Genomic DNA, 23,363 nt, shown 5'->3' with positions numbered 1-23,363 from the left:
ACAACATTGTGTTGGTTGATAATACACACAAGGTTCTCCTCAATTTTTTACTTTTTCAAATAAACCTTTCGCTTGCCGGGTCAAGATATCTTCCGTATTCTTTAAAATTAAGAAATGGGTATCGGGTATTTTCTCAATAGTGTGGGGAAGGGTTTTACTTTCCAATATGCTAATGGTAGAAGCCAGCCAGTCGGCTTGGACTCCTGTAGGTGCTACTACGGTTACGGTTACTTGATTGGTCAACCCGATACCGGTGAAAGGGTTGACAATATGAGAGTACTTTTTCCCATCGATGATTACATGTTGGTACAGGTCACCTGAGGTGGCTACGGCACAGTGTGATAAGAGAAGGACCTGTTGGGTTTTGCTTCCTTCTTTCAAGTCGTCATAGGTCACTTCCCAACCTTTTTTACCGGGAGGGGCTGCCGCAATGGTCAAATCCCCACCGGCATCTACCAACACGGCTTCGATCTGGTGTTGTTTGAAAACCCGGATTACTTGGTCAGCAGTATATCCTTTGGCAATTCCTCCAAAATCAAGACGCATATCAGGTTGGGTCAACTTTACAGACCGGGAGGCTTCATCCAATTCAATTTTTTGATACCCTACTTTCTCAAATGCCTGGGATAAACGGAGAGAATCGGGTAACTGCTTTTTATACCGGGTTCTTCTCCATAGCCGGATGAGCGGTCCTGCACTGACATCAAAGGCTCCTTCTGATAATTCGGAGGCCTCAAGTGAAGCGACTAATACTTGCCATAAGTCCTTGCTTACCGGAATAAACTGACCGCTTCCGGCTTGTTTGCATAGTAAATTTAATTCGCTTTCCGGAAGGTAATCGCTGAGTGCCTGATTGAGTTCAGCGATCCGGTCAAAGGCTTTTTGGGCAACTTCTTTTGCTTGGGAGCTATCCAGCGTACTGTAAAAATAAAAGGTAAAGTGAGTGCCCATTTGAGGTTGGCTGAATTGGTAGTAGTGAGGCATTTCGGTGGATGCCTTCTGTGGGAGGCAGGAAGTGAAGCCCGCAAGAAGGCTTGCAAAAAGGAAAGCACAGCTCAAGATGCTTCTGTTACTTTTTTTCTCTTTTGATAATATATTTACTAGTCGGAACATCTGTTAAAGATAGTTATTGAGGCAAAAGGGTGTATTCTGCCAATACTTTATGGATTGATGAGTACAAAGATGTAGAAAACGGCTTTACTAAAAGAAAGATAGGATTATTATTTTCTGAAAAGTTAAAATTCAAATATGAGCATGAAAAGAAGAAATTTTGTCAAAAAAAGTATGTTATCGGGTGCGGCAGTCATGGCTACGGGAGGCATGGTGCACTGTGCGAGTGGGGGAGAGTATGTACCTGGTTTGGTCAAAAAGCATTCGTTCAAACTAAAATATGCTCCTCATTTTGGTATGTTTCGAAACTATGCGGGGAATGATCTGATAGACCAGTTGAAATTTATGGCCGATGCGGGATTTACTGCATTGGAAGATAACGGAATGAAAGGCCGGGACAAGTCCATGCAGGACAAAATAGCCAAACAAATGGAAGCCTCCGGAATGCAAATGGGGGTGTTTGTTGCGCATCAAATTTACTGGAAAGAACCGAATCTTACCAGTGGTGATAAAGGGAAACTGGATGAGTTTTTAAAAGATATTAAAGACTCGGTAGAAGTTGCCAAGAGGGTAAATGCCAAATGGATGACGGTAGTACCCGGGCATGTAGACTTACGTAAAGACATGGGGTACCAAACGGCAAATGTGGTAGAGGCTTTGCGTAGAGCTTGCGAAATACTGGAACCTCACGGGCTGGTAATGGTATTGGAACCGTTGAATTTCCGTGATCATCCCGGATTGTTTTTGAAAAAAATACCACAGGCTTATGAGGTATGCCGGGCAGTCAATAGCCCTTCTTGCAAAATTTTATTCGATATCTATCATCAACAGATTACGGAAGGCAATATCATTCCTAATATTGACAGTGCTTGGAGTGAAGTTGCTTACTTTCAGGTAGGGGATAACCCGGGCAGAAAAGAGCCGACTACCGGAGAAATAAATTATACCAATATTTTTAAACATATTCATGGAAAAAATTTCCAGGGAATAGTCGGGATGGAACACGGTAATTCCCAATCCGGAAAAGAGGGGGAGCAACGTGTGATCGATGCTTATAAAGAAGTAGATACGTTTTAAAATTTTGAAATAACGGTACTTGCTTTTCAGTACAACCATTCTAATACAGGACAGCCAAAGTTGTTATCCGGTGTTAGAATGGTTGTTTTTTATCCGGTGAAGTGGTTTGCACGTATAGTTTTTGACCGAAGATGGAATCAAAATCGGCTCATCAAGGCACTTTTTGAAACATTTCAAAAAAAAGAAAACGACTAATTCACTTCGGTAAGTCGAACCATTTCTTTTAAATTTTAGCTCTGATTTCCAGGAGCTTTTTATGGACTTTATCGGAGCTGGACAGGGTAGAAAACTGAAGCATAAATTTCTGAACCCAGAGCGAAACCCTTAGCACTTGCCTGGAGAAAATATAGGTTTCGGGAATGCCCAAAATATTGGCCACTTCATTTCCCACCAAAAACCGGATATAGGCTTGGATTTGGTCCTGATTGATGGATTTTGGAGTGGCTTTGGTCAGGTTGTAAATCAAAGAGGCTGTAAGTGCCTGCCCGGCTTCAGATGGGCGGAACTGATTGCCCGCAATCAACTTTTCCAGATGGTATGCTTCTTTCCCGTTGGTAGGAAGCAGCTCTTCCGAAACACCTAGCAAATAACTGATGACGGCCCAGGTATGCAGGTAGGCTTCTGATTCTTCTTTTTTGATAACATATCCCAGTTTTCTCAAACCTCTTAAAATTATCAAGGAAAACGCCAGGTTTGTACCACTCATCTCTTCTTGGTTGATGGGCTTACCCCAGCCTTCGGACCATTGTTTGGACTGTTCGATTTGATAGCGGTTAAGGGCATGTATCAGACGGATTTTTTTGATGGCAAAAGGTCCTTTTTCCGGAGAAAGTAACGCTTCTCTGTGCAGGGTTGTCAAGACAAACGCTGCGGTATAAGCCAAACGGGCCTCGGTGTTATGGGTCATTTGTCCGGTTATTTGCAAGGCCTTGGCCCCTTTTGCCGCAGCAAAACAATAGGGCAATGAGTAGCTGCCTAAGAGGTTTAAAATGATTTCCAGATGTTGTTCCAAAAAATGCGAACTCAATTTTATTTTTCGGACATCGGCCCAATCCGGTAACGGAGTAGGTTGCAGAAAGTACTCCCGGACTTCTTCAGGCAAGTTTTGGATGTCATATGGTGAACTTAGTTGGAATAATTGAGAAAGTCGGTCATCAAATATCACCTGTGAGATTAATTGGTCAGCAAGTGGGTCAGCTTGAAAACGGGCTTTCTCTAATAAGGAATTGGTGAACCGTTTCATAATGCATGAGGGCTTGTTTCAAAATTAAAAAGTAAAACATCTATGCATAGGCGGTTTGTTAGGATAAACACATCAGAGCAAGTTTAAGCCCAACATCTTCCAGCGGAAAAGGGTCAAGTTTAAACTTGCTCATTACATTTATTGGATAAAACGTAAGAGAAGTTACATAAATCCCCTGGAGAATACTAGAACTTCGACAAATAAAATAATTAGCGATATCTTTGTGTAACTGGTATTAGTTTGGTTTTATTAAGAAAAAATTGGAATAATTAAAGTTTATTAGAAACTTTACGCTATTAATCCATTCTTTATTTACTTAAATTAGTTCGTTCGAAAATTGTTTATTAACCTGACAACTGATTATTCATCTTGGGATTTCTATTTGGCTCTACTGATAAATCTGATAAACCCAAAGTAATTTTTTCTTACCGGGGGCACCTTACTGCCCGGCAGTATGATGATTTGTTTTTTCTAATCGAGTCTAAAATTTTAGAATTTGTACCCAAAAAGTCCTTGCAACGCAAAATTCAAGTTATTATCATTGAATTATTGCAAAATGTGAGGCAGAATATGGAAGTAAATCTGAAGGCCAGGGTAGATGGTTTTGCCTTTTTGGATTTTTTAATTGTGAAAAAAGGAAAAACGATTGAAATCATGTGTGGAAATCTGGCCCTGCCCATAGAGGTACAAACGGCTGTCAAACGGATTGAAATCGTGAACCGGCTAACCAAAGAGCAATTGGTACAAGCTTACCGGGAAATATTGGGTAACGGGAAGTTTACGGCCAGAGGGGGTGCCGGATTGGGCATTTACGATGTCAAACGAAAATCCGGGCAGAATATCCAATACCAAGTGAAACCTACTAAAAACCAGGAGACTTTGTTTTTAAAGTTGTTAGTAACCGTGTCGATTAAATAATATTTTTTGAAAGGGGTCATGAAAGATTTTTATGTTGCATCGACTAACAAAACACCAGAAATAAAATTCCAGGCCAAACGGGGGGAATTAATCATTGCCGGTCGTTCTGTACCCGAAAATTCCACTCAGTTTTACCGTCCGGTCTATCAATGGTTGGATCACTATATCCACCGACCTGCTCACAAAACAACCCTGAAGGTGAATTTGGAATACTTTAATACCAGTTCATCAAAATGTTTGGTGGACATCTTCCGAAAACTCGAACAAGTACAGGCAATCGGCAGGCTTGTGCAAATTGTTTGGCATTATGAAAAAGACGATGAAGATATGTTGGAGTCAGGAGAAGACTTTCAGGAAATTATCAAAGTCCCTATTCATATGAAAGCGGTGAAAGGATAAGGGATTCATTGTAAGTGGATTGGCTGTTTTTTAAACTTGTATTACACTGTGTTTTCCCCTCCCGGTAAAGATGAAAGATCAAAACTTCCACTTTTGAAATAGGTTATCATTTTCAAAAAATGAATAACTTAGTAGATGCTGGAATCTGAACGAATCTCTGAGAATTTTTTTTCATAATAAACATTATCACGCGTAAATGAAAAGGGCTTGATTCCTTTTCGTTAGTAATTATATAACTCTTAAACGGATTGACTCCATTCAGGTCAAAAAAACCTTGAAAAAATAGTAACTATGTGGCAAGAAGGATGAAAACTACTTGAGGTTTTCCCGGAGTTTTTTATAATCGCGAATCAAACCCAGACGGAATGATCAAAGAGAGTGAAATAAAAGCATTAGTGGCATTGTTGGACGACAGCGATTCGGAAATCGTGGCACATGTAGAAAGCAAGTTGTTGTCTTTAGGGGACCCGGTGATTCCATTGTTAGAAGATGCCTGGGAGAAACAAGGAGATCCGGCCGTACAACAGCGATTGGAGGATATTATCCATAACCTTCAACTCAGCACCTTGGTAAACCGCCTGCGCCAATGGCATGAAAAAGGAGGGGTGAACTTATTGAAAGGGATGTGGGTCATTACTACCTACTTGTACCCGACCATCACCTACCAAGATTTGAAAAAAGAAGTGGATCAGCTTTATTATGAGGCTTGGTTGGATTTCCGGTATGATATGCAGCCCTTTGACCAAGTGAAAATGCTGAACAGTATTTTCTATGGAAAATTGAAATTCAAGCCCGATACCAAAAACTTTCACTCGCCCAGCAATTCGATGATCAACCGGGTGATCGAAACCCGTAAAGGCAACCCCATCAGTTTGTGTACTGTGTATATGATGATTGCAAACAAGTTGAAATTGCCTATTTACGGAGTGAATCTTCCCAATCTCTTCATTCTGACTTATAAAAACGACTATACTCATTTTTACATCAATGTGTTTAACAAGGGGTTGGTTTTTTCCAAAGCAGATATTGATAATTACATTGCCAATTTAAATATGCAACCCGTGGAAAGCTACTACGAACCTTGTAGCCATATTGATATTATCAGAAGGGTGATTAATAACTTGATTGTTTCTTTTACCAAAACCGGTAACAAACAAAAAGTAGAGGAGTTGAAAAAACTACTGGAAGTACTTCGGTAAAAGTTACTGCAAAACGGTGTGCGTAAATTTTACTTTTAGTCTTGCTCTATTGCTTGGAATGCCCGGGTGCGGTCTGTTTTTCCACTGGCCGTTTTAGGAAATTCTTCCAGAAAATGAATTGCCTTTGGCATGTGGTATTTATCCATCTTCTGACGCAGTTGGCGAGTCAATTGGTCTTGTTGCTTTTGCGGCCAAGGTTGATCTTCCATCAATAATACCAACTTCTCTCCAAGGGCTTGATCGGGAACAGCCCCTAATAGAAAATTAGCCGTATATCCTTCCCCGGCAAAGAGGTTTTCGACCGCTCGTTCCACTTCTTCCAACTGGATTTTGACTCCCCCGGAGTTAATGACATGATCGTACCGTCCAATCCACTCAAACGAATTTTCCGAATGTAATTTAACCACATCGTTGGTAATGATTTTAGCAAAATTTGTACTGGGGGCCTCAATGACCAAACAATTGCGTTCGTCCAGTGAAATTTTCACTTGATCCAAAGTATGGTACAAGGTTGAAGCAGAATTGCCATTAAGGGCCTTTAAGGCAATATGCGATACGGTTTCTGTCATTCCATAGGTTTGATAAACCAATACGTTTAATGCCTGAAGTTCCTTTTGTAATTGTTGACTTACCGGAGCGCCACCTACAATCACACTTTGCAATGAATTGAGCATATACTTGCTTTGAGGATGCTCCAAAATTTGTTGAAGTTGGAGAGGGACAAGTGCCGAGAAGTCAATTGTCAGGTTGTCGGGAAGTTCTTGGAAAGGATTAGAAGAAGGTTTTACCACATACATATTCAGTCCGAGTTCCAAGCAACGGGCCAGCATCATCTTTCCTCCAATATATTCCGTATTGATGCATACCAGAGCATTGTGCATGGCTTGAAGCCCCAAAGCCTGGTCTGTCATCCAGATACTGGCGAGTAGTTGCTCCCGTTGAAGGGTAATGGGTTTGGGTTTGCCCGTAGAGCCCGAAGTATGCAAGGTAAAAGTCGTTTGTCCATTGAGCCATGCATGGCAAAAATCCAGTACTTTTTGATGGTAGTCACCTCTTACTTGATAGTCTTTTAGAGCTATTTGGTCAAAAGTGATCTTTTGCTGTTCAATTTGGACAAATCTCATTTTGCGTTTTAATTATTTTAGAATTCCCAATTAGGTACGAAAATTGAAATTACGCATACCGTTTGCTAAAGGAAGTACCTGGAAAAAGAAATAAAAGCTTTTCCGAAGAAGAAACCCGAAAAATAGAGACAATTTTTGCGGTTCTGTCTTTTTTAAGTTTGAAGTGAATTAACCTTTTTCTTTTTCCTGAAAAATGTTTCAAAACGCCTTCTCTGTGTTGCTTTTTGCAACAATAGCGTTGGCTATTCTCTTCAAAAAGTGCCTTGATGAGCCGATTTTGATTCCATCTTTGGTCAAAAACTATACGTGTAAACCACTTCTTTGTAATATTCTTATGGATTAAGAATTTAGTGCGAAGTTAATGTAAAATTCTCAATCCGGAGAAAGGCAAAAGAATGCAAAAAATGAATTTGATAAAAAACCATACTATCAATCAATACAGTGGAAATATTCCGGGCTTTTGAAGTTATTTTGTCCAACTGATTGAATTCAACTACATATACCCGTTGTTCTCTATTCAAATCTAAAGACCCATGTTAATGATAACTAAACGCACAACTTTGGCCCTTCAAGTATTTACTTCATTGATCTTGTTGGCCTCCTCTTCTCAAGCATTTCATCAGATTACCCAAAAGGTAATTACCTACCATGATCCGCAAAAACAGTATGTAAAAGAAGAATATTTTATCCTCGATGGAGATAGCTCTCTGATCGAAGGGGTATATAAAAAATACTACCCTACTTCGTACAATGTGGAAATTATGGCGAATTATTCTAAGGGGGTATTGGATGGAGAATATCAGGAATTTTATGAAAACGGAATACCTCGCGCAACGTACCGGTATAAAAATGGGAAAATGGACGGTGCATATTTGAGCTTTTACCGGAATGAGGTAGTCAAAATAGAATGTGAATATAAAACAGGTGAAATTGAAGGGAAAATGAAAAAGTATTACCCCTCGTCTCGGTTGGAAGCAGAGGTGAACTTTAAGAAGGGAAAACGGCAGGGAAAAATGGTGAACTACTATCAGGATGGAAAGGTGATGGCTGAGTATAACTATAAAGATGATAAACGGGAAGGCGAAGTCGTGGCTTTCGGGCCTGATGGAAAAACCTTGCAAAAAGGAAGTTATGCGAACGATTTGCTGGAAGGGAAGTTCACCGTCTATTATGAAAGTGGAAAAGTGAAAGTGGAAAGCATATTTCATAAGGATGAACTGAACGGCCTGACCAAAAAGTATTACGTAACCGGCCAACTTTCCGAAGAAATCAATTACTTGAATGGCAAGGAACACGGACTGTTGAAGACCTATTATAAAAATGGAAATATGAAAACCCAGGCGCAGTACCTGGAAGGCAAGCTGACTGGGAATTACACTACTTACTATGAAAATGGCCAGGTTAATACAGACGTAAAAACGGAGGGTAGTAAAAATACGGGTTACTTTAAGACTTATACCAAAGAGGGTAAACTCAGCAAGGAAGGGCATATGCAGAACGGGATCCTCGATGGAAAAATCCATGTGTATTATTCATCGGGAAAGGTTAAGAATGAGTTTAATTACATAAAGGGAAAGAAAAGTGGAAGTAACGTTGAGTATTTTGAAAATGGAGAAGTGAAAGAGGAGGTAATCTACCGAAACCTGGAAAAAAATAAAAGGATCAAAACCTACGGAGCTAATAAACAACTCCTTTCCGAAAAGGAATTTGAAGATAACAAGCCGGTAGGCAACTGGGTGTACTATACCGAAAATGGCCAGCCGTCTTTAAAAGAATCGTATAAGAATTATTTGTTGAACGGCTCACGGATATTGTTTTACCCTTCCGGGAAAATGAAAGAACAGCAACAGTATCAGAATGGCAAACAAAAAGGTCTGACCACCTTGTATTATGAGTCCGGTAAGGTGCAAGCTGAAATTCCTTACGACCGGGGAGTGATTTATGGTATGGTAAAAAACTTCTATGAATCCGGGCAGTTAAAAAGTACGGGAAAACAGTACCAACAGATGAGGCTGAACACTTGGACCTACTACGATGAAGAAGGAAATAAAGTCAAAGAGGAAGAATATAAAAAAGGAGAATTGATAAAGAGCGAAACTTTCGAACCTCAAAAAAATGAATAAATCCTGCCATAAGAGAACCTAAATAAGTGGAATTGTTGACTGAATAGAAGGATTCCCCTGGTAAAGAGGCCCATGAGGTTCTTTACCGGGGGATCCTTTTTATAGGGGCTTTCAGCGGTTCCGGAAACGGATAATGGTAGAGCCATTGCACTTCGGAAGAGTTATTTGTAATTTTGGCAAGTCAAAATTGACTGTTTATGGTATTGAAAGATTTAAAAGTCTACCTTATCGGAATGCCGGGAAGTGGCAAATCCACGTTTGGAAATGCTTTGGCTCAACAGCTGGCCTATACATTTGTGGATTTGGATGCCTCTATCGAAGAGAAAGAGCAGGCCTCTATTCCGGAAATTTTTGCCCATAAAGGAGAAGCCTATTTTAGAATAGTGGAGCGGGAATGTTTGTTGGAGACAGCTTCCTTGGAACAAACTGTCATTGCTACCGGTGGAGGAGCACCCTGTTTTTATAATAATATTCAGTTTATCAAAGAGCAGGGGGTTTCCATATTTTTGAATACATCCATAGAAGAGTTGGCGAAGCGGGTGAGCCAACAACAAGGACAGCGCCCCCTTTTGCCACAACAGGAAAAGGAGGAATTGATGGAAGAACTTCAAAAGAAATATGCGTTGCGATTGCCCTACTACCAACAGGCACAATTCTCCTTGAATGAGGCAGAACAATCTGTAGAGGCGGTATTGAAATTATTAGGACGTTAAGAGGCGATGTATTCGCAGTGATTGAAAACGTTCGTTGACTATTGATTAATTAGATTCATGTTATACCCAAAAAATATTGAAACAAAGGTCGGGTTTGATAAAATCCGGCAATTTCTAAAGGAAAAATGCAGTGGAGAGCTGGGGCGGCAGTTTGTAGATAAAGTCCGGTTTACAAATAATTATTCTTTGCTGGAAAAGCTGCTCAATCAGACGGAAGAGTTTGTGAAAGTACTGCAACTGGATCAAAACTTTCCGGACAATCATTACAATGATCTGACTCCGTTTTTGCAGAAAGCAGAAATCGAAGGAGCCTTTCTGACAGAAGAAGAATTTTATGAGCTACGCTTGACGTTGGGGACTTTACAAGCTTGTATCCATTTTTTTACGGAAATAGAAGAAGAGTTACCCACGTTGTCGGAAGTTATTTTACAAATTGAGGTCAATCCGAATTTGCTGTATGATATCGATAAAGTAATCGATGAAAACGGCAAAATGAAGGATACGGCATCGCCTGAACTGAATGCGATCCGGCATAGTTTGATTTCTGAAAAAAGCCGTTTGCGCAGAAGGTTAGATAGTATCTTTAAAAGTCTGAAAAATCAGGGGTTTGCAGCCGAAGAATTAAACCCTACTATCCGGGAAGGGCGGATGGTAATTCCGGTGTATGCAGAGCACAAGCGGCATGTGAAAGGCTTGGTGCACGATGCTTCTTCTACCGGACAAACGCTGTATATCGAACCGGAAGAGTTGTTGAATCTGAACAATGAAATTAAAGATTTGCAAATCCGGGAGCGAAGAGAAATTGTTAAAATCCTGACTAAACTTACCAATACTTTGCGGCCTCATCTGGAGAGCTTGTCCAAAGCCAATTATTATTTGGGAATGTTGGACTTTATCCGGGCCAAAGCAAGGTTTGCTTTAGAGACCGAAGCCATCCGGCCTCCGGTTATTGAAGAGCCGTTTATTGATTGGAGAAAGGCTTTTCACCCGGTATTGCAACTTAGCTTCAGAGCACAAAACAGGAAAGTAGTTGCCCAGGATATTTATCTGTCCCAAGAGAATCGTATTCTGGTAATTTCCGGTCCTAATGCCGGAGGAAAGTCCGTTACATTGAAAACCGTAGGGTTATTGCAATATATGCTGCAATGTGGCTTGTTGGTGCCTATGCAAGAAGGGTCCAAAGCGGGTTTTTTTCAAGGTGTTTTTATGGATATAGGTGACGAACAGTCTCTGGAAGACGACTTGAGTACGTATAGTTCCCACCTTACCAATATGAAGTTTTTCCTTCGGCATGCAAATGCTCAAAGCTTGTGTTTAATTGACGAGTTTGGAGGGGGAACGGAACCCGAGCTGGGAGGGGCCATTGCCGAATCGATCCTGGAAGAACTCAATGCCAAAAAGGTATATGGGGTGATCACTACGCATTATGCCAACTTGAAATTTTATGCGGAGAGAATGGAAGGGATTACCAATGGAGCCATGCGTTACGATGTGGAAAATTTAAAACCATTGTACGAATTGCATATTGGTAAACCCGGAAGTTCATTTGCGCTGGAAATCGCGCAAAATATCCGGCTTCCCCGGCAAGTAGTAGCCAGAGCCCGGAAAAAAGTGGGTAAGAAAAAAATCAACGTAGAGCAATTGCTCAATGACCTGGAAATAGAAAAGAGCAAGCTGGAAGAGAAAAATCAGCAACTATTGTTGAAAGAACGTGCCATGACTCAGGAATTGGAAAAGTATAAATCCATTCAGGAGTATCTGGATGCCAATAAGAAGAAGATTCTGAACGAGGCAAAAATTGAAGCCCAACGCTTGCTCCAAGGGGCAAATCAACAGATAGAAAGCGCGATCAGGTCGATAAAGGAAAACAAAGCGGAGAAAGAAGAAACCAAGCGTATCCGTAAGGAGTTGGAAGGCTTTAAACAATCTGTGACTCCTGAAAAAGTAGAAGCTCCCGTAGAGCCTGATGACGAATACAAAGTAGTAGGGGGGACGATCAAACTAGGAGACTATGTGAAAATCAAAGATCAAAACGCCTACGGAGAAGTGTTATCCATCTCGGGCAAAGATGCATTGGTAATGATCGGTTCCTTGAAGTCGAATATCAAGCTCAACCGTCTGGTAAAAGTAACCCGGAAAGAATTCAGGAAAGCATCTACCACAGGGAAAAGCGGTCATTCCGCCGGAGCGACTATGGCCGATAAAATGGTACATTTTAACCCCTCTATCGATATCCGGGGGAAACGGGCAGAAGAGGTATTGTCTATGATTGACGATTTTATCGATTCGGCAATTATGCTCAGTGTCACCCATTTGAAAATCCTTCACGGTAAAGGAAATGGTATCTTAAGAGAGGTGGTGCGCAACCACCTGCGGAACTTTAAAGAAGTGAAGTATTTTGAAGACGAACATGCTGACAGAGGAGGAGCAGGGGTAACCTTGATTACTCTGAAATAACAGGAGATATTAATCTTCAGGTATAAATCTATTAAACCATGTCCAACGCGATTAGTGTATGAATAGGAATTTTTATGACGGGCTGAATTTTTTCTCTAAACTCAACAGAAAGCGTTTGGTAAATATTTGGCGAATCTTATCCAGTTATTATTGGTCGCGTTGGACTGGTAAAGCCAATATAAAAGGGCTACCGCTTAGCATAGCTTTTGAGCCTACTACTGCCTGTAATTTACGATGTCCGGAGTGTCCTAGTGGTTTGCGGGCATTTAGCCGGGCAACAGGTAATTTAAAAGGGGATTTGTTTAAACGAACCATTGATGAGCTGCATGAAACCCTGTTGTATCTGATTTTTTATTTTCAGGGAGAACCTTTCATTCATCCTAAATTCTTGGACTTGGTACAGTATGCTTCCTCTAAAAAGATTTATACTGCCACTTCTACCAACGGGCATTTCTTAACGGATACCATTGCCCGGAAAACGGTTGAATCCGGCCTGGACCGTTTGATTATTTCAATTGACGGAACTACCCAGGAAGTATACCAATCCTACCGGAAAGAAGGGGATTTGGAAAAGGTGATTGCGGGAACCAAAAATGTCATCAAATGGAAGAAGTCATTAAAATCCCGCACTCCGCATATTGTCTTTCAGTTTTTAGTAGTTAGGCCGAATGAACATCAAATAGCCGATGTGAAAAAGTTGGCAAAAGAATTAGGCGTAGATGAAGTAGGCTTGAAAACAGCCCAAATATATGATTATGAAAACGGCTCACCTCTAATTCCTACCATAGACCGTTATTCCCGCTATGCGCGCCAAGCAGATGGAAGCTACACAATCAAAAACAAACTGGTAGACGGTTGTTGGAAAATGTGGCATTCTTGCGTAATCACTTGGGATGGGTTGGTTGTGCCTTGTTGTTTTGACAAAGATGCCCATCATCGATTGGGAGATTTACAAAAAGGTTCTTTTTCCGAATTGTGGAACAGTAGACCCTACCAAGGCTTTCGACAGACGCTGCTCCGTTCCCGAAGTAAAATTGAAATGTGTAAAAATTGTACCGAAGGCACGAAAGTATGGGCTTAGAAATTAACCTGTTTCTTTATTTATACAAATTTTGGTGTAGGTTTTTGGTATGTAGACAATGTTAATAATCAATAGCTTGACTTTATAAAGAAATCTATTAAAGAGAGTATGGTTAAATGTACAATTGGTCTTCTGTGATAATATAAGTAAAGAGTGGTGGATATTTTCTTTAAGACAAAGGTGGTATTATATAAGTAGTTGTAATTTAGTCTCTTGTGATGTGGTTTTCTGAGGCCAAATAAACTGGGATTGCCTGTGATTCCGGTTTTGTAAGCTGGAAAACAAAGGGTATTTTAGTATAAGTTCTTTTTTAAGTGCTGTATGTGATTTTATTGTACTTATTTGGTATATGTTTGCTTCTTTCCTACCCCTACCTTTGCTTAGGTAATTTTTGACAATCGAAAATCTGATTTTTTATATGAAAAAGACCCTTTTAACTGTTGCAGTTACTTTGTTTGCTATGGTATTGGCGCATGCACAAGTTTCGGGAGGGCTAAAAGCTGGATTGAATGTAAATACGCTGAATAATTACGATCATAAATTAAGTGCCTTTTACAATGTAGATATAGATTATAAATTGGGATATCATGTGGGCATTTATGCAAACGTTAACATCATTGATAAAATAAGCCTCCAACCTGAAGTCCTGTATTCTACCCAAGGAGTGAAAAGTGTTTATGCGACTTATGAAGCCGGTTACAAGGAAAAGTTACATTTGGATTATTTAAATATTCCTGTGTTAGTGAGGTTTAATGTGAGTCCGGTGATTAATGTATATGCAGGTCCTCAGTTGGGAATAATATTAAGAGCACATCGCAAGCAAGAGGCCTTTGATGGAAGTAATGAATATGAAGCGAAATATAATATTAAGCGTGGAATGGAAAATGTGGATTGGGGGCTTGCTGTAGGGCTTGGTGTAAAACTCCCGGTCGGCTTTAATGCTTCGTTGCGTTATAATTTGGGATTGACCAAGGCATTAATCACCTCAAAAGAACAAAACAGTGATTCGGTGACTAATGGAGTGTTCCAATTTTCTATTGGCTATAAGTTGTTTGGAGGTTGCGGCTGTTACTGAACGAATAAAGGAAAAATAAAAAGCCCGGTTAACTGTATAAGTAACCGGGCTTTTTTGTGAAAAAATAGTAAGGTGGGATTGAGCTTTATTTTGTACCTAAAAAGAGAATTTATTTTGTTAAAATGAATTCTTTTTTTCGTCAATTGAGCTCCTGGACCTACTCTTGAAAGGATGCATGGCTGTATGATTTTTTAAAGTGGACAATGTTAAAATTTTTAAAGTTGATTTCCTTTTGAAACGACCGGCATTAAATACATATCTTTGAAAAGTTAAAATCGATTAATAGAAAAATTATTTATATATTATGTAACTTTTTATTGGGGTTTTATGTGTGATTTCGAACTCACTGAAAAAGAGTACTTTTTGAAAATACTGAATAAGCAGAATAAGGTAGCCACTACCTTCCAATCCCGTAATTAGTACTTTTCTATAATTTTTATTTGCTCTATAATCTTTACGGAAAAGCAAATGTGCTTTTTGCCGGAGGATTTATTGTGTAAATGCGCCTCACCTTGCTTTAAATTTGCCTCGGTAATTTTTAATATCACTCATAAACAGAAAAACTTTCTATGAAAAAGACCATTTTAACCGTTGCGTTTGCTTTGTTTGCAGTAGTATTTGCACAAGCACAAGTATCAGGAGGTTTAAAAGCAGGTTTGAACCTTAACAACTTAAACAGTAGTCAAGATGGGTTTGACATGGATTCTAAGTTAGGCTATCACTTTGGAGCTTACTTGGAAGCGAATGTAAGTGAGAAATTTAGCATTCAACCTGAGTTGTTATTCTCTGCACAAGGAGCTAAAAGATCAGAGACTTACGAAGATTTTGGAATAAAAATTAGCGATGATACAAAGGTTAACCTTAATTATTTGAATGTCCCTGTATTGGTAAAATTCAATATCAATGAAATGTTCAATATTTACGCTGGTCCTCAAGCAGGGTTTGTTTTAAGTGCAAAGACTAAGTCAGAAGTAGAGGCAATGGGTCATTCTGAAGAAACAGAAGTGGATATTAAAGACGATATGAAAAGCATCGATTTTGGACTTACTTTTGGTGTTGGTGTGAACCTTCCTGCGGGGCTTAACGCTACTCTCCGTTACAACTTAGGTTTATCAGATACTCGTGAAAATGATGATGAAGGAGATGCTATCAAAAACGGTGTTTTCCAACTTTCTGTAGGATACAGATTATTCGGTGGAAATTAATACCTACCTTTTAATATAGATAAAAGCTCTGTTGGCAGTATCGTCAACAGAGCTTTTTTTATAAAAGAATTTGAGAAAGTAAAACGAACGAAGGAAACTCTGTATACAATTACTGTTCGTCTTTTAGAAGGCTTTGAGTCTATGCGGTTAAGAATGTAAGTAGTCCTTTTCTGCAAAAAAACTTCCAGTTTTTAACGCCTGGAAGGTTTTCTTTTTTTTGCATCAAAAATATCTAAGTACCAAATTCCTATTATTGGGTCAATCCGTATTGAAGTTGTACACCAAAGGCGGTGTTTGTTCTCCGGAAGGAATTAGAAACCCTCGGGTCATTGATGTTCCGTTCGAAGTAGAAATTGATCTTAGCCCGCTTGTTGATATTATAACCTACCGTTGGGCGAATCTGAATTTGTAAGTTTCCGGCCGTAACCACATCGGGTTCTTCGATTTTTCGCTGGGTGGTTTTGGTGTCGCGTAGTACAAATGCAAACCGGAAATCAAGGTCGTTTTTCAGTGTATGTGTGATGCCTTGAATACGGAATGGAAGACGTATCCCACTCTTTTTAAATCCTATATCAATTTGCACATCATTACTTTTAATTTCGGTAACCTGGAAGTTTGTTAAATTCAATGCCATATCCCGTGTTTTCCGGAATTGTACGTTAAATGTGAAGTCATTTTGAGTCCGTACGTTTACACCGACCAGTGGGGCAAATTGTTCGAAAAGAGTCACTTGGTTAGTGGTGAAAACCGGTACCAGTTTACCCGTGGAGTCGGCTTCTGCCATGGGTGTATCGTTTTCTTTTACATCCAGGTTAATAGCCGAAGCGCCGTACAAATAGGTAGAATTATAGCTTCCTATGGAAAATTCGGAAACATATCCGTGGCTGATCGTCACACTCTTGAATAAGTCTTCAAACAAGGGTACCCGGCTCAAGCCATTGTACGTAACTTTCCAGTTGGGCAATGGTATTTGAGGGAAGGAGCTCAGTTTTTGTTTGCTTGGGTCCTTACCGGTATAGGCTGCCAAAAAGGACGGAATCAAAACGTCCTGGGAGTTTAAGTCATATTCCCCATTGGGATTTTGAGCATCTAACCGGGCTTTTATAACATTCCGGTTGTCGATAAAATCCTGGAATAAGTCCGAAGAATTGTCATCGTTGTCTTTGGTGAAAGCCGTATTCAAAAGCAAATACGTGATGCCGTAATTTCCCGTACGGGTAGGGGATTGCGTCTCAAACTGATTCTCATCTTCCACAAACCGGTATATTTCCGAATAGGAGGCTGAGGTAATCTTTTTGGCTTCAAATTGAATTTTGAAATCGTTAAATGGCTCCACATCCGATTTGATGCTGAACTGTTTGTTGGTGGTTTGCATAATGGGCAAGGTCTGCACTTCATTGCGTGCCAACCAATTATTATCGGCAGCTTTGTTTTTGATATTCAGGTTTTGGCTACCTAAAATAAAAGGTAATCCTGGAGAATCCCATTGTTCGTCAAAGCCCAAAAGTTTGGGTTGAGGCAAAAAGCCGGGCAGTGTCGTGGCATTATTTTCAGAGTAACTTACCGATACGTTTTTGACCATCATCGCGGTTTTTGTCAAGCCTTTTGCCAGTTTGTTTTGCCTAGGCTGAATATTTTCCGCTTTTCTACGGGCAATTTCGGCTACTACTTTTTCCAGCTTACCTTCCAGTTTTTCTTTTTTGCTAAACAAATGCAACGGATCTATTTTCGCAGAGTCTATTTCCACTTCTACGCCCCGTTCGCGCATTTTTTGCTCTTTTTTCTTCTTGCGTTCGTACCATTTATTGATCCTGTCATCAACTTTCCTGATTTTCTTTTCCAGTTTTTGTTTTTTCACTTGATAAGGATCTTCGGCAGGTACAGGTCTTCGGGACCTTCTCCGACTCGACTGTGTATTGATCTTTTTCAGATAAGGGACCTTATTATACAGTTTGGTAAAGTCTACTTTCCCGTTTACCGTAATACTTTGTTTGTTTTGAGCGGTATTTCCAAGCGTATCGGCAAGTCCAACGGCCCCGGCCACCCAAGAGTAAGTGGTATTGTACCGGCTATCGACATTGACCCAGTCCAGTGCCGGTATCTTATCAAGCGGTACCCGGTACGTCAAGCCAATCGTTTGATCGAAGCGTTTTAACCGGCCCAGGTTGCGAATGTTTTGCCATACGGAATCCCGTTTGATGGGTGTATCCAGATTGCCCAGTGGTTCGTCAATGGTCGCAAAGGCATTGGCATTGTACTGTAAACCAAGGTTTTTAGATAATGACCATTGTAGATTGTACACCCGGTTAAAAATAAAAGTTTTTTCAAAGGTGGGGTCAATGCCTGTTGTTTCCAAATTCTCATTCCGGAACTGGGTTCTGCGGAACTTACGGTCCAGGTCCCAGCGAACCGTGGTGTTGCTAGGGATCAGGTTCAAATTGAAATCGCGGATCAAGCGGAAGTATTTACCTTTAAACACTTTGACGTTTTTAAAAGGCTCCCAAGGTTTCGCTTTGGAATTATAACTATAAGTTGCTCCCAAACGCCAGTTTTTGGTGACCAGCGACTCGATTTGGCTATTGCGCAAGTAACTGTCTGAGTAAGCGGCATCGAGTGAAAAGTTTTCGATATCCCAAAAATTACTGTTGGCATCGGGATTCAACTTTTGCTTCTTTACATTGGTGAGGTTAAAGCTCCGGGCCTTATAGGTATCCTGTACCAGGTCGATATAGGATTGCCCTCCTTTGGAAAGTGCCGAAAGTTCCAGAGGCATATCCGGATCCAAGGGGTCGTAATAAGGTTTGACCGTACGTCTTTCAAAACTGACATACAAAGGCAGTGAGAGGCCGATTTTATTGAATAAGATTTTGTCTAACTGAATATTGGAAGAAATGTCGAAATCCAATGATTCGGACCGGGAAAGATCGGCAATACGGTCTTGAATACCTCCAAAGCCTACACTGGAATACCGTACGTTGGTGCTGACCGTAGCAAAATCAGCCAATTGCATATTTAAAGAGGCATTGGTTGCCCACCCGGTGGATTTATCAAAATCGGTTACACGGAGTTCGTTGAACCATACACAAACGGATTTATCGGCTTTGTCGGAAGTTTTAGGGTTGCGCACTCCCAGCATGATGGTTTGCAAAGAGCTTACATCCGGGTTTCCGATCACCGAAACGGTATACTGATCATAAGTAGAGGTATATTTTAATCCCCTGTCTGCACGGTTTTGATTGCGTTCGGCTTTTACTTGATAGAGAGCATCCAAAGGGATATCTAGATTATTTTCACTTGGCCAAATGACATCGGGTAAAGTACTGCCCCGTGGAGTCAGTTTTAAAGGGAGTTCCACTTCATAATAATTTGATTCGAAGTCGGTACCCAGACGGATGACGGCCGTTAAGTCTCCATCGTTGGCCAAGTCACTTTCCGCATGAATGAACATCTTGACCCTTTTGTAATTGATCAGGTCAAAATTTACATTTTTATAAATGGCTTCGAATTGGTTGTCTTCCAAATTTTCAATACACATCTGGATAGACTGCTCATTTAGCTGCCGGGTAACGGTAGAGGTGGCATCATAGTCCCGTTGCACTCCCGGAGGTAACACATATGGGGTATTGAGGCCGTCATATGTACCGTTTTCTTCAATATTGACTGTTGAAATGCTGACTTTTGCTTGAGAAGGTTCCGGTGTTTCTCCCGGCTCCGGGCCTCTCGTATTACCTGTAAAAGGTCGCCATTGCGCTCCTTTCATTTGTAAATTGACCATTCTTAATACCACCGGCTGCTCCCAACCGGTGAGAAATAAACGGATATACCGGATGGATTTGAAACCATCGATGTTTCCTACGGTTTCTTCCGGTTCACGAATCGGAATTCGGAATTGGTACCAGGTTACTTGCTCTCCGGTTTCAGGAGCGGTAGCATCTACCTGATCTACTACATAACGGTGGTTTGCCAACTGCCCGCTAGGCAATTGTACCCGGTATTGATAGTAATTATTAAGTTGGGAAAGGGTATTGTCGCGGTTTAAGTCTTCATTGTCCGGAATGGTAGTGGACGAAGGGGTAAAGGTGGTAGACCCGGTATTTTCCGGTGAGTTGCCATCCGGGCCATTGAAATTCTTATAGCGGGATAGTACGTTGGCATTGGCATCGTCTAATTCACCACCCAAATAATACTGAAAGTCATCCGCCGAAGGGTCATCGATAATTGCCTGCCGTGCCGCAGCCGTTAAGCTCCCGGGAAGGTTATTGATGAACAGGTCTTGATAAAAAGCATTTTCGGCCTCATTTCCCAAACCGTCAAATCCTACATCCTGAACCTCACGGGGATTAGTGACGTCAAAGGCATTGGTTAAATACTGTTGTGTAGGCACTTGTCCGAAATCGGTTTGGGCCTGTCCGTCCGGACTGGAAGTAAGGCCATTTTCAAAAAAGTGGCGATTGTCAGGAATCAAATCTTCCGAGATATTTCCCAGGTTGATATACAAATCTCCTCCGGTATTGGCGGTCGCGCCGGTGATTTGTCTACCGTTTTCTCCTTCCATGAAAGGATCCATCAGCCAGAATTCAATGTATTGAATGTTGATATTATCAAAGTCTACATCGTTGGTAATGGCCTGGGTGATCGCTCCGAAATTTTCCTCCGGGTTTTTCAAGTTTCCCTCAGCGTCTAAATCGGGATTGTAATTGTAAGGGCCCCGTTCTGCCGGAAAATAAGCCAAATCAAAGCTACGCTCATTGGTCACAATTTGTTCCCGGTCCCGGTTTTGGAAGATTTCATTGAAAGGAATGGCCCGGATATAATGGTTGTTGATGGTTTCTTTGGTCCCGGATGGGCTTCTTGAACCATAGAAGATATTGTCAATGCTATACCAAGCGAGCTTGGCTCTTTTAAAATTATAAGATAAGGGGTCGGTATTCGGGGTTTGTTCGGCAATCATATCGGGAACGGTTCCCAAGGCCCATTTAACCGGGCTGCTGGCCAGGCTGTAAGGCACTTCCGCTCCTTCAAAGTCATCCAGGTAGGAGGTGCCGTTTTCACCGATCAGTTTGGGTGATCCTGGGATCAATTGTGCAAATTCCCCTTGAAATGAAATGTTGGATTCTTTCTTCGTGCTTAGGAAAGGCAATGCATCCACCATCTTGGTTAACAGGCGGGACTCCGTTTGGTAATTCACCCCAAATCCCCATAGCGTATTTTTTACAGGTTCATTGCCTATTGTCACCCGGGAGATGATTGGTTTTTCACTTAAGTGCAATAAGGTACCGGTAAAACTGACATTTTTATTTAACTCGTATTTTAAATCCAGCCCTAATAAATTCCGGGTTTGAAAGTTAAAGAGGTCGGCCCGCTCGTATTGGATTTTGATTTCCTTCCCCGAATTCATTACGCCTTCGTTGATGATGCGTACCCGTCCGATTTGGTAGTCCACCATATAGTCCGTACCCTCTTGCAACACGATATTACCGGCCCGCACCACTACGGAATTCGGTGCTATATTGATACCGGGAAGGACAATTTCATTGGAAGAGCCGGATTGATAGCTTCCCATCAAAAAGAACTTATTCTTACTGGTATTTAAAGCCGCATCGGCTTGGGTCTTGTTGTATAAATCCGTATAGATGTATTTGTTAATGAGTTGATTTTCAGTTCCCGGATCAAAATAAGATTCTAAATGACTTCCGAAAGGTTCCAGTACGGGAAAGATAATCCGGCCATATACGGGGTCAATGGTAATGCCTTCTACAAAGTCAAAATTCCCGTCAGGTTGCGGGTCGTTGTTTTGATTTAGACGGTCCAGGTTCATAATACGAACCAAGGGAATATCTTTGGTGCGAATCCCTTCGTGCAAACTGGGGTTATCCAGCCCGGTGCGGTCGTCCCTGTAAATGATCCGGAATTGAAAATTTTCTCTTTCCAGACTGTTGGCCTGCAAAGGATAGATATTTTTCATCATCAGGTCCCAGGTAGGCAAATCCGTTCGAATTGTGGAGGGTTTCAGGAGTTTTAGAATGGTGACATCGCTTTCACTGTGTTCCGTTAAGTCTTCGTTCAATTCACCGACTTTGTAGGCTTGTCCGTTAAAGCGGTATTCATAGGCCACCATCAGCACTTCATCATTGCGCAGAGGAGTGGTCAGCGAAACATATCCTAGTTGTGGGTGAAAGGTAAATTCATTGTCTTCCAGTCTTCTTGCACCTCTTAAAAGTTCAAAATCTTCCCCATTGGTAAAATTGGCGGCTTCCAACGTGTTGACGATTTCATCGGGGTTCCGGACGCCACTTTGGCTACTGATATTGGCAAACAAGGCATTGCTATTGTTACTGGCAGGGCCCGGAATACCAGGTAAAATCAGGGGATTATTGCTGTAGGGAGTTCCTTCCCCCAAATCCAACATCCCCACTACATTGCGAAGTGTCTGCGTATTATTGTTCCGGTTGGTAACATATACTTGCAGCCGGTTAATAGTAATGTTGGACGTTAAGACGGGTAAAGAGCGAAGGTTGTTTTCAAAATTATCCCTGAAGAATTGTGAGAGGAAAAAGTGCCGGTTTACATCGTATTCGTCTGCCCGGAGTTCGAATTCCCGGCTTTGTGCGCCATTTTTAATGGTGATTTGCTCGCTGGTACCACGCGAGCTGGATACGACTGCATTGACCCACAATTTACCAAAACGCAATTTAGTACTTACTCCAAACAGGTTTTGAGCGCCTGTAATCAGGCTATTGGAAACAGGAAAGCTAAGGTTTCCGGCCTGTACTTCCTGAATAATGTCTTCTTCAAAAGCGGTATAGTTGATATTGTATTTTTGCTCAAATTGAAAGGTGTTTTCGGTATTGACATTGGTATTGATTTCCAGCTTTTCCCCGATCTTTCCGGTCAAACTCATATTAATTTGCTGGTCAAAATTAAAGCCTCCGTTTCGCTGTTGACGAATGGGAAGTTGGGGGTTATTGACTCTTTGCCAAAGTCCTCCGAAATCCAGTACCAAGTTACCATTGGTACGGATATCGATCTGGCTTCCTCCAAACAAGCGGTTGGCTATCGGACCCAGTTCGATCAACGGGATTAAGCGGTCGGAGTCGTCTCCCGGCAAGTTGTCGCCTCCATCTTGTGACATAGAAATCCGCTTCCAGTAGTCCCTTTGTAATTGGCGGTATTTAAAGTCTTTATAGCTGTCAAAAGGTATTTTAGACCGGTAACGGTAATCATAAGGTCCCAGCTTTTCGGAGAGGCGGTAAAAGGTACCACTGGTATCCAGTTCCATCGAAAAGTTGACATTGGAAGGTGTCCGGAGCAAGAGGGGAGAAGGGCTAAAATAATTGGAAATCGGATCCCCACGCCTGTCCGATGCATAGGAAGGGGCTTTTACCTTTTTAGTAGTGTCTTTTTTGACAGTATCCTGCATTACCTCCTGGTAGAAAGCCGGAGAGGGGGAAGGCTGCGTAAGCGCTTTATGATCAGCAGGAATGGCCGAATAGGTAATAGCGAATCCCGCAATGGAAATGAGTAACGATTTGAAGTAAATAAACCAGTTCAAAATCTGTTTCTTCGTTTAGTCCAGGTAAAAACGAGCGTGATAGTTGTATGAAATGCCTCCTTAGTGTAGGGCTCAACTTGTATGAAG

The 23,363-nt window shown here is 41.2% G+C and carries 14 protein-coding genes; 10 read left to right on the top strand and 4 right to left on the bottom strand.

Annotated elements, in window-relative coordinates; translation table 11 throughout:
* Window positions 1-39: 39 nt before the first annotated feature.
* Window positions 40-984, bottom strand: coding sequence for an FAD:protein FMN transferase (locus tag AAG747_RS12495; RefSeq protein ID WP_346821512.1), 945 nt, complete (start codon window positions 982-984; stop codon window positions 40-42).
* 270 nt (window positions 985-1,254) lie between these two features.
* Between AAG747_RS12495 and AAG747_RS12490 the strand changes: the two genes are divergently transcribed.
* Complete coding sequence (locus AAG747_RS12490) at window positions 1,255-2,187, top strand: hydroxypyruvate isomerase family protein (protein WP_346821511.1); 933 nt, start codon at window positions 1,255-1,257, stop codon at window positions 2,185-2,187.
* 223 nt (window positions 2,188-2,410) lie between these two features.
* Here the strand turns inward: AAG747_RS12490 and AAG747_RS12485 are convergent, their stop codons facing one another.
* A complete protein-coding gene (locus tag AAG747_RS12485; protein ID WP_346821510.1) occupies window positions 2,411-3,430 on the bottom strand; it encodes an oxygenase MpaB family protein in 1,020 nt (339 codons plus the stop codon).
* Window positions 3,431-3,799: 369 nt separating this feature from the next.
* Between AAG747_RS12485 and AAG747_RS12480 the strand changes: the two genes are divergently transcribed.
* The 3 genes from AAG747_RS12480 to AAG747_RS12470 all read left to right on the top strand — a co-directional run bounded on the left by AAG747_RS12480 (window position 3,800) and on the right by AAG747_RS12470 (window position 5,946).
* Window positions 3,800-4,348: a DUF6272 family protein gene (locus AAG747_RS12480; protein WP_346821509.1), complete on the top strand. Its 549-nt coding sequence runs from the start codon at window positions 3,800-3,802 to the stop codon at window positions 4,346-4,348.
* A gap of 18 nt (window positions 4,349-4,366) precedes the next feature.
* Window positions 4,367-4,747 (top strand): DUF1987 domain-containing protein, encoded by a 381-nt coding sequence (locus AAG747_RS12475; RefSeq protein WP_346821508.1) that lies wholly within the window; start codon window positions 4,367-4,369, stop codon window positions 4,745-4,747.
* Between the two features lie 365 nt (window positions 4,748-5,112).
* Window positions 5,113-5,946, top strand: coding sequence for a transglutaminase-like domain-containing protein (locus AAG747_RS12470; RefSeq protein ID WP_346821507.1), 834 nt, complete (start codon window positions 5,113-5,115; stop codon window positions 5,944-5,946).
* 35 nt (window positions 5,947-5,981) lie between these two features.
* On the opposite strand, the gene AAG747_RS12465 is transcribed toward AAG747_RS12470, so the two are convergent.
* Window positions 5,982-7,070, bottom strand: a complete 1,089-nt coding sequence (locus AAG747_RS12465; protein ID WP_346821506.1) for an AMP-binding protein — start codon at window positions 7,068-7,070, stop codon at window positions 5,982-5,984.
* A gap of 533 nt (window positions 7,071-7,603) precedes the next feature.
* Between AAG747_RS12465 and AAG747_RS12460 the strand changes: the two genes are divergently transcribed.
* The 6 genes from AAG747_RS12460 (at window position 7,604) to AAG747_RS12435 (ending at window position 15,724) form a co-directional block, all read left to right on the top strand.
* Complete coding sequence (locus AAG747_RS12460; protein WP_346821505.1) at window positions 7,604-9,193, top strand: toxin-antitoxin system YwqK family antitoxin; 1,590 nt, start codon at window positions 7,604-7,606, stop codon at window positions 9,191-9,193.
* A 197-nt stretch (window positions 9,194-9,390) separates the two neighbouring features.
* Window positions 9,391-9,906: a shikimate kinase gene (locus AAG747_RS12455; protein ID WP_346821504.1), complete on the top strand. Its 516-nt coding sequence runs from the start codon at window positions 9,391-9,393 to the stop codon at window positions 9,904-9,906.
* A 57-nt stretch (window positions 9,907-9,963) separates the two neighbouring features.
* Complete coding sequence (locus AAG747_RS12450) at window positions 9,964-12,363, top strand: endonuclease MutS2 (RefSeq protein ID WP_346821503.1); 2,400 nt, start codon at window positions 9,964-9,966, stop codon at window positions 12,361-12,363.
* A gap of 58 nt (window positions 12,364-12,421) precedes the next feature.
* Window positions 12,422-13,444 (top strand): SPASM domain-containing protein, encoded by a 1,023-nt coding sequence (locus AAG747_RS12445; protein ID WP_346821502.1) that lies wholly within the window; start codon window positions 12,422-12,424, stop codon window positions 13,442-13,444.
* A 418-nt stretch (window positions 13,445-13,862) separates the two neighbouring features.
* Window positions 13,863-14,519, top strand: coding sequence for a porin family protein (locus AAG747_RS12440; protein WP_346821501.1), 657 nt, complete (start codon window positions 13,863-13,865; stop codon window positions 14,517-14,519).
* A 569-nt stretch (window positions 14,520-15,088) separates the two neighbouring features.
* Window positions 15,089-15,724, top strand: coding sequence for a porin family protein (locus tag AAG747_RS12435; protein WP_346821500.1), 636 nt, complete (start codon window positions 15,089-15,091; stop codon window positions 15,722-15,724).
* Window positions 15,725-15,974: 250 nt separating this feature from the next.
* Here AAG747_RS12435 and sov read toward each other — a convergent pair whose 3' ends face one another.
* Window positions 15,975-23,276 (bottom strand): T9SS outer membrane translocon Sov/SprA, encoded by a 7,302-nt coding sequence (sov, locus tag AAG747_RS12430; RefSeq protein WP_346821499.1) that lies wholly within the window; start codon window positions 23,274-23,276, stop codon window positions 15,975-15,977.
* Between the last annotated feature and the right edge of the window lie 87 nt (window positions 23,277-23,363).

Origin of the sequence: Rapidithrix thailandica, from assembly GCF_039710355.1 — a bacterium.
In the GTDB taxonomy this organism is placed as follows: Bacteria; Bacteroidota; Bacteroidia; order Cytophagales; family Flammeovirgaceae; genus Rapidithrix; species Rapidithrix thailandica.
Note: the sequence above shows the minus strand (reverse complement) of the source record. Positions and strands in the feature narration are given on the sequence as shown.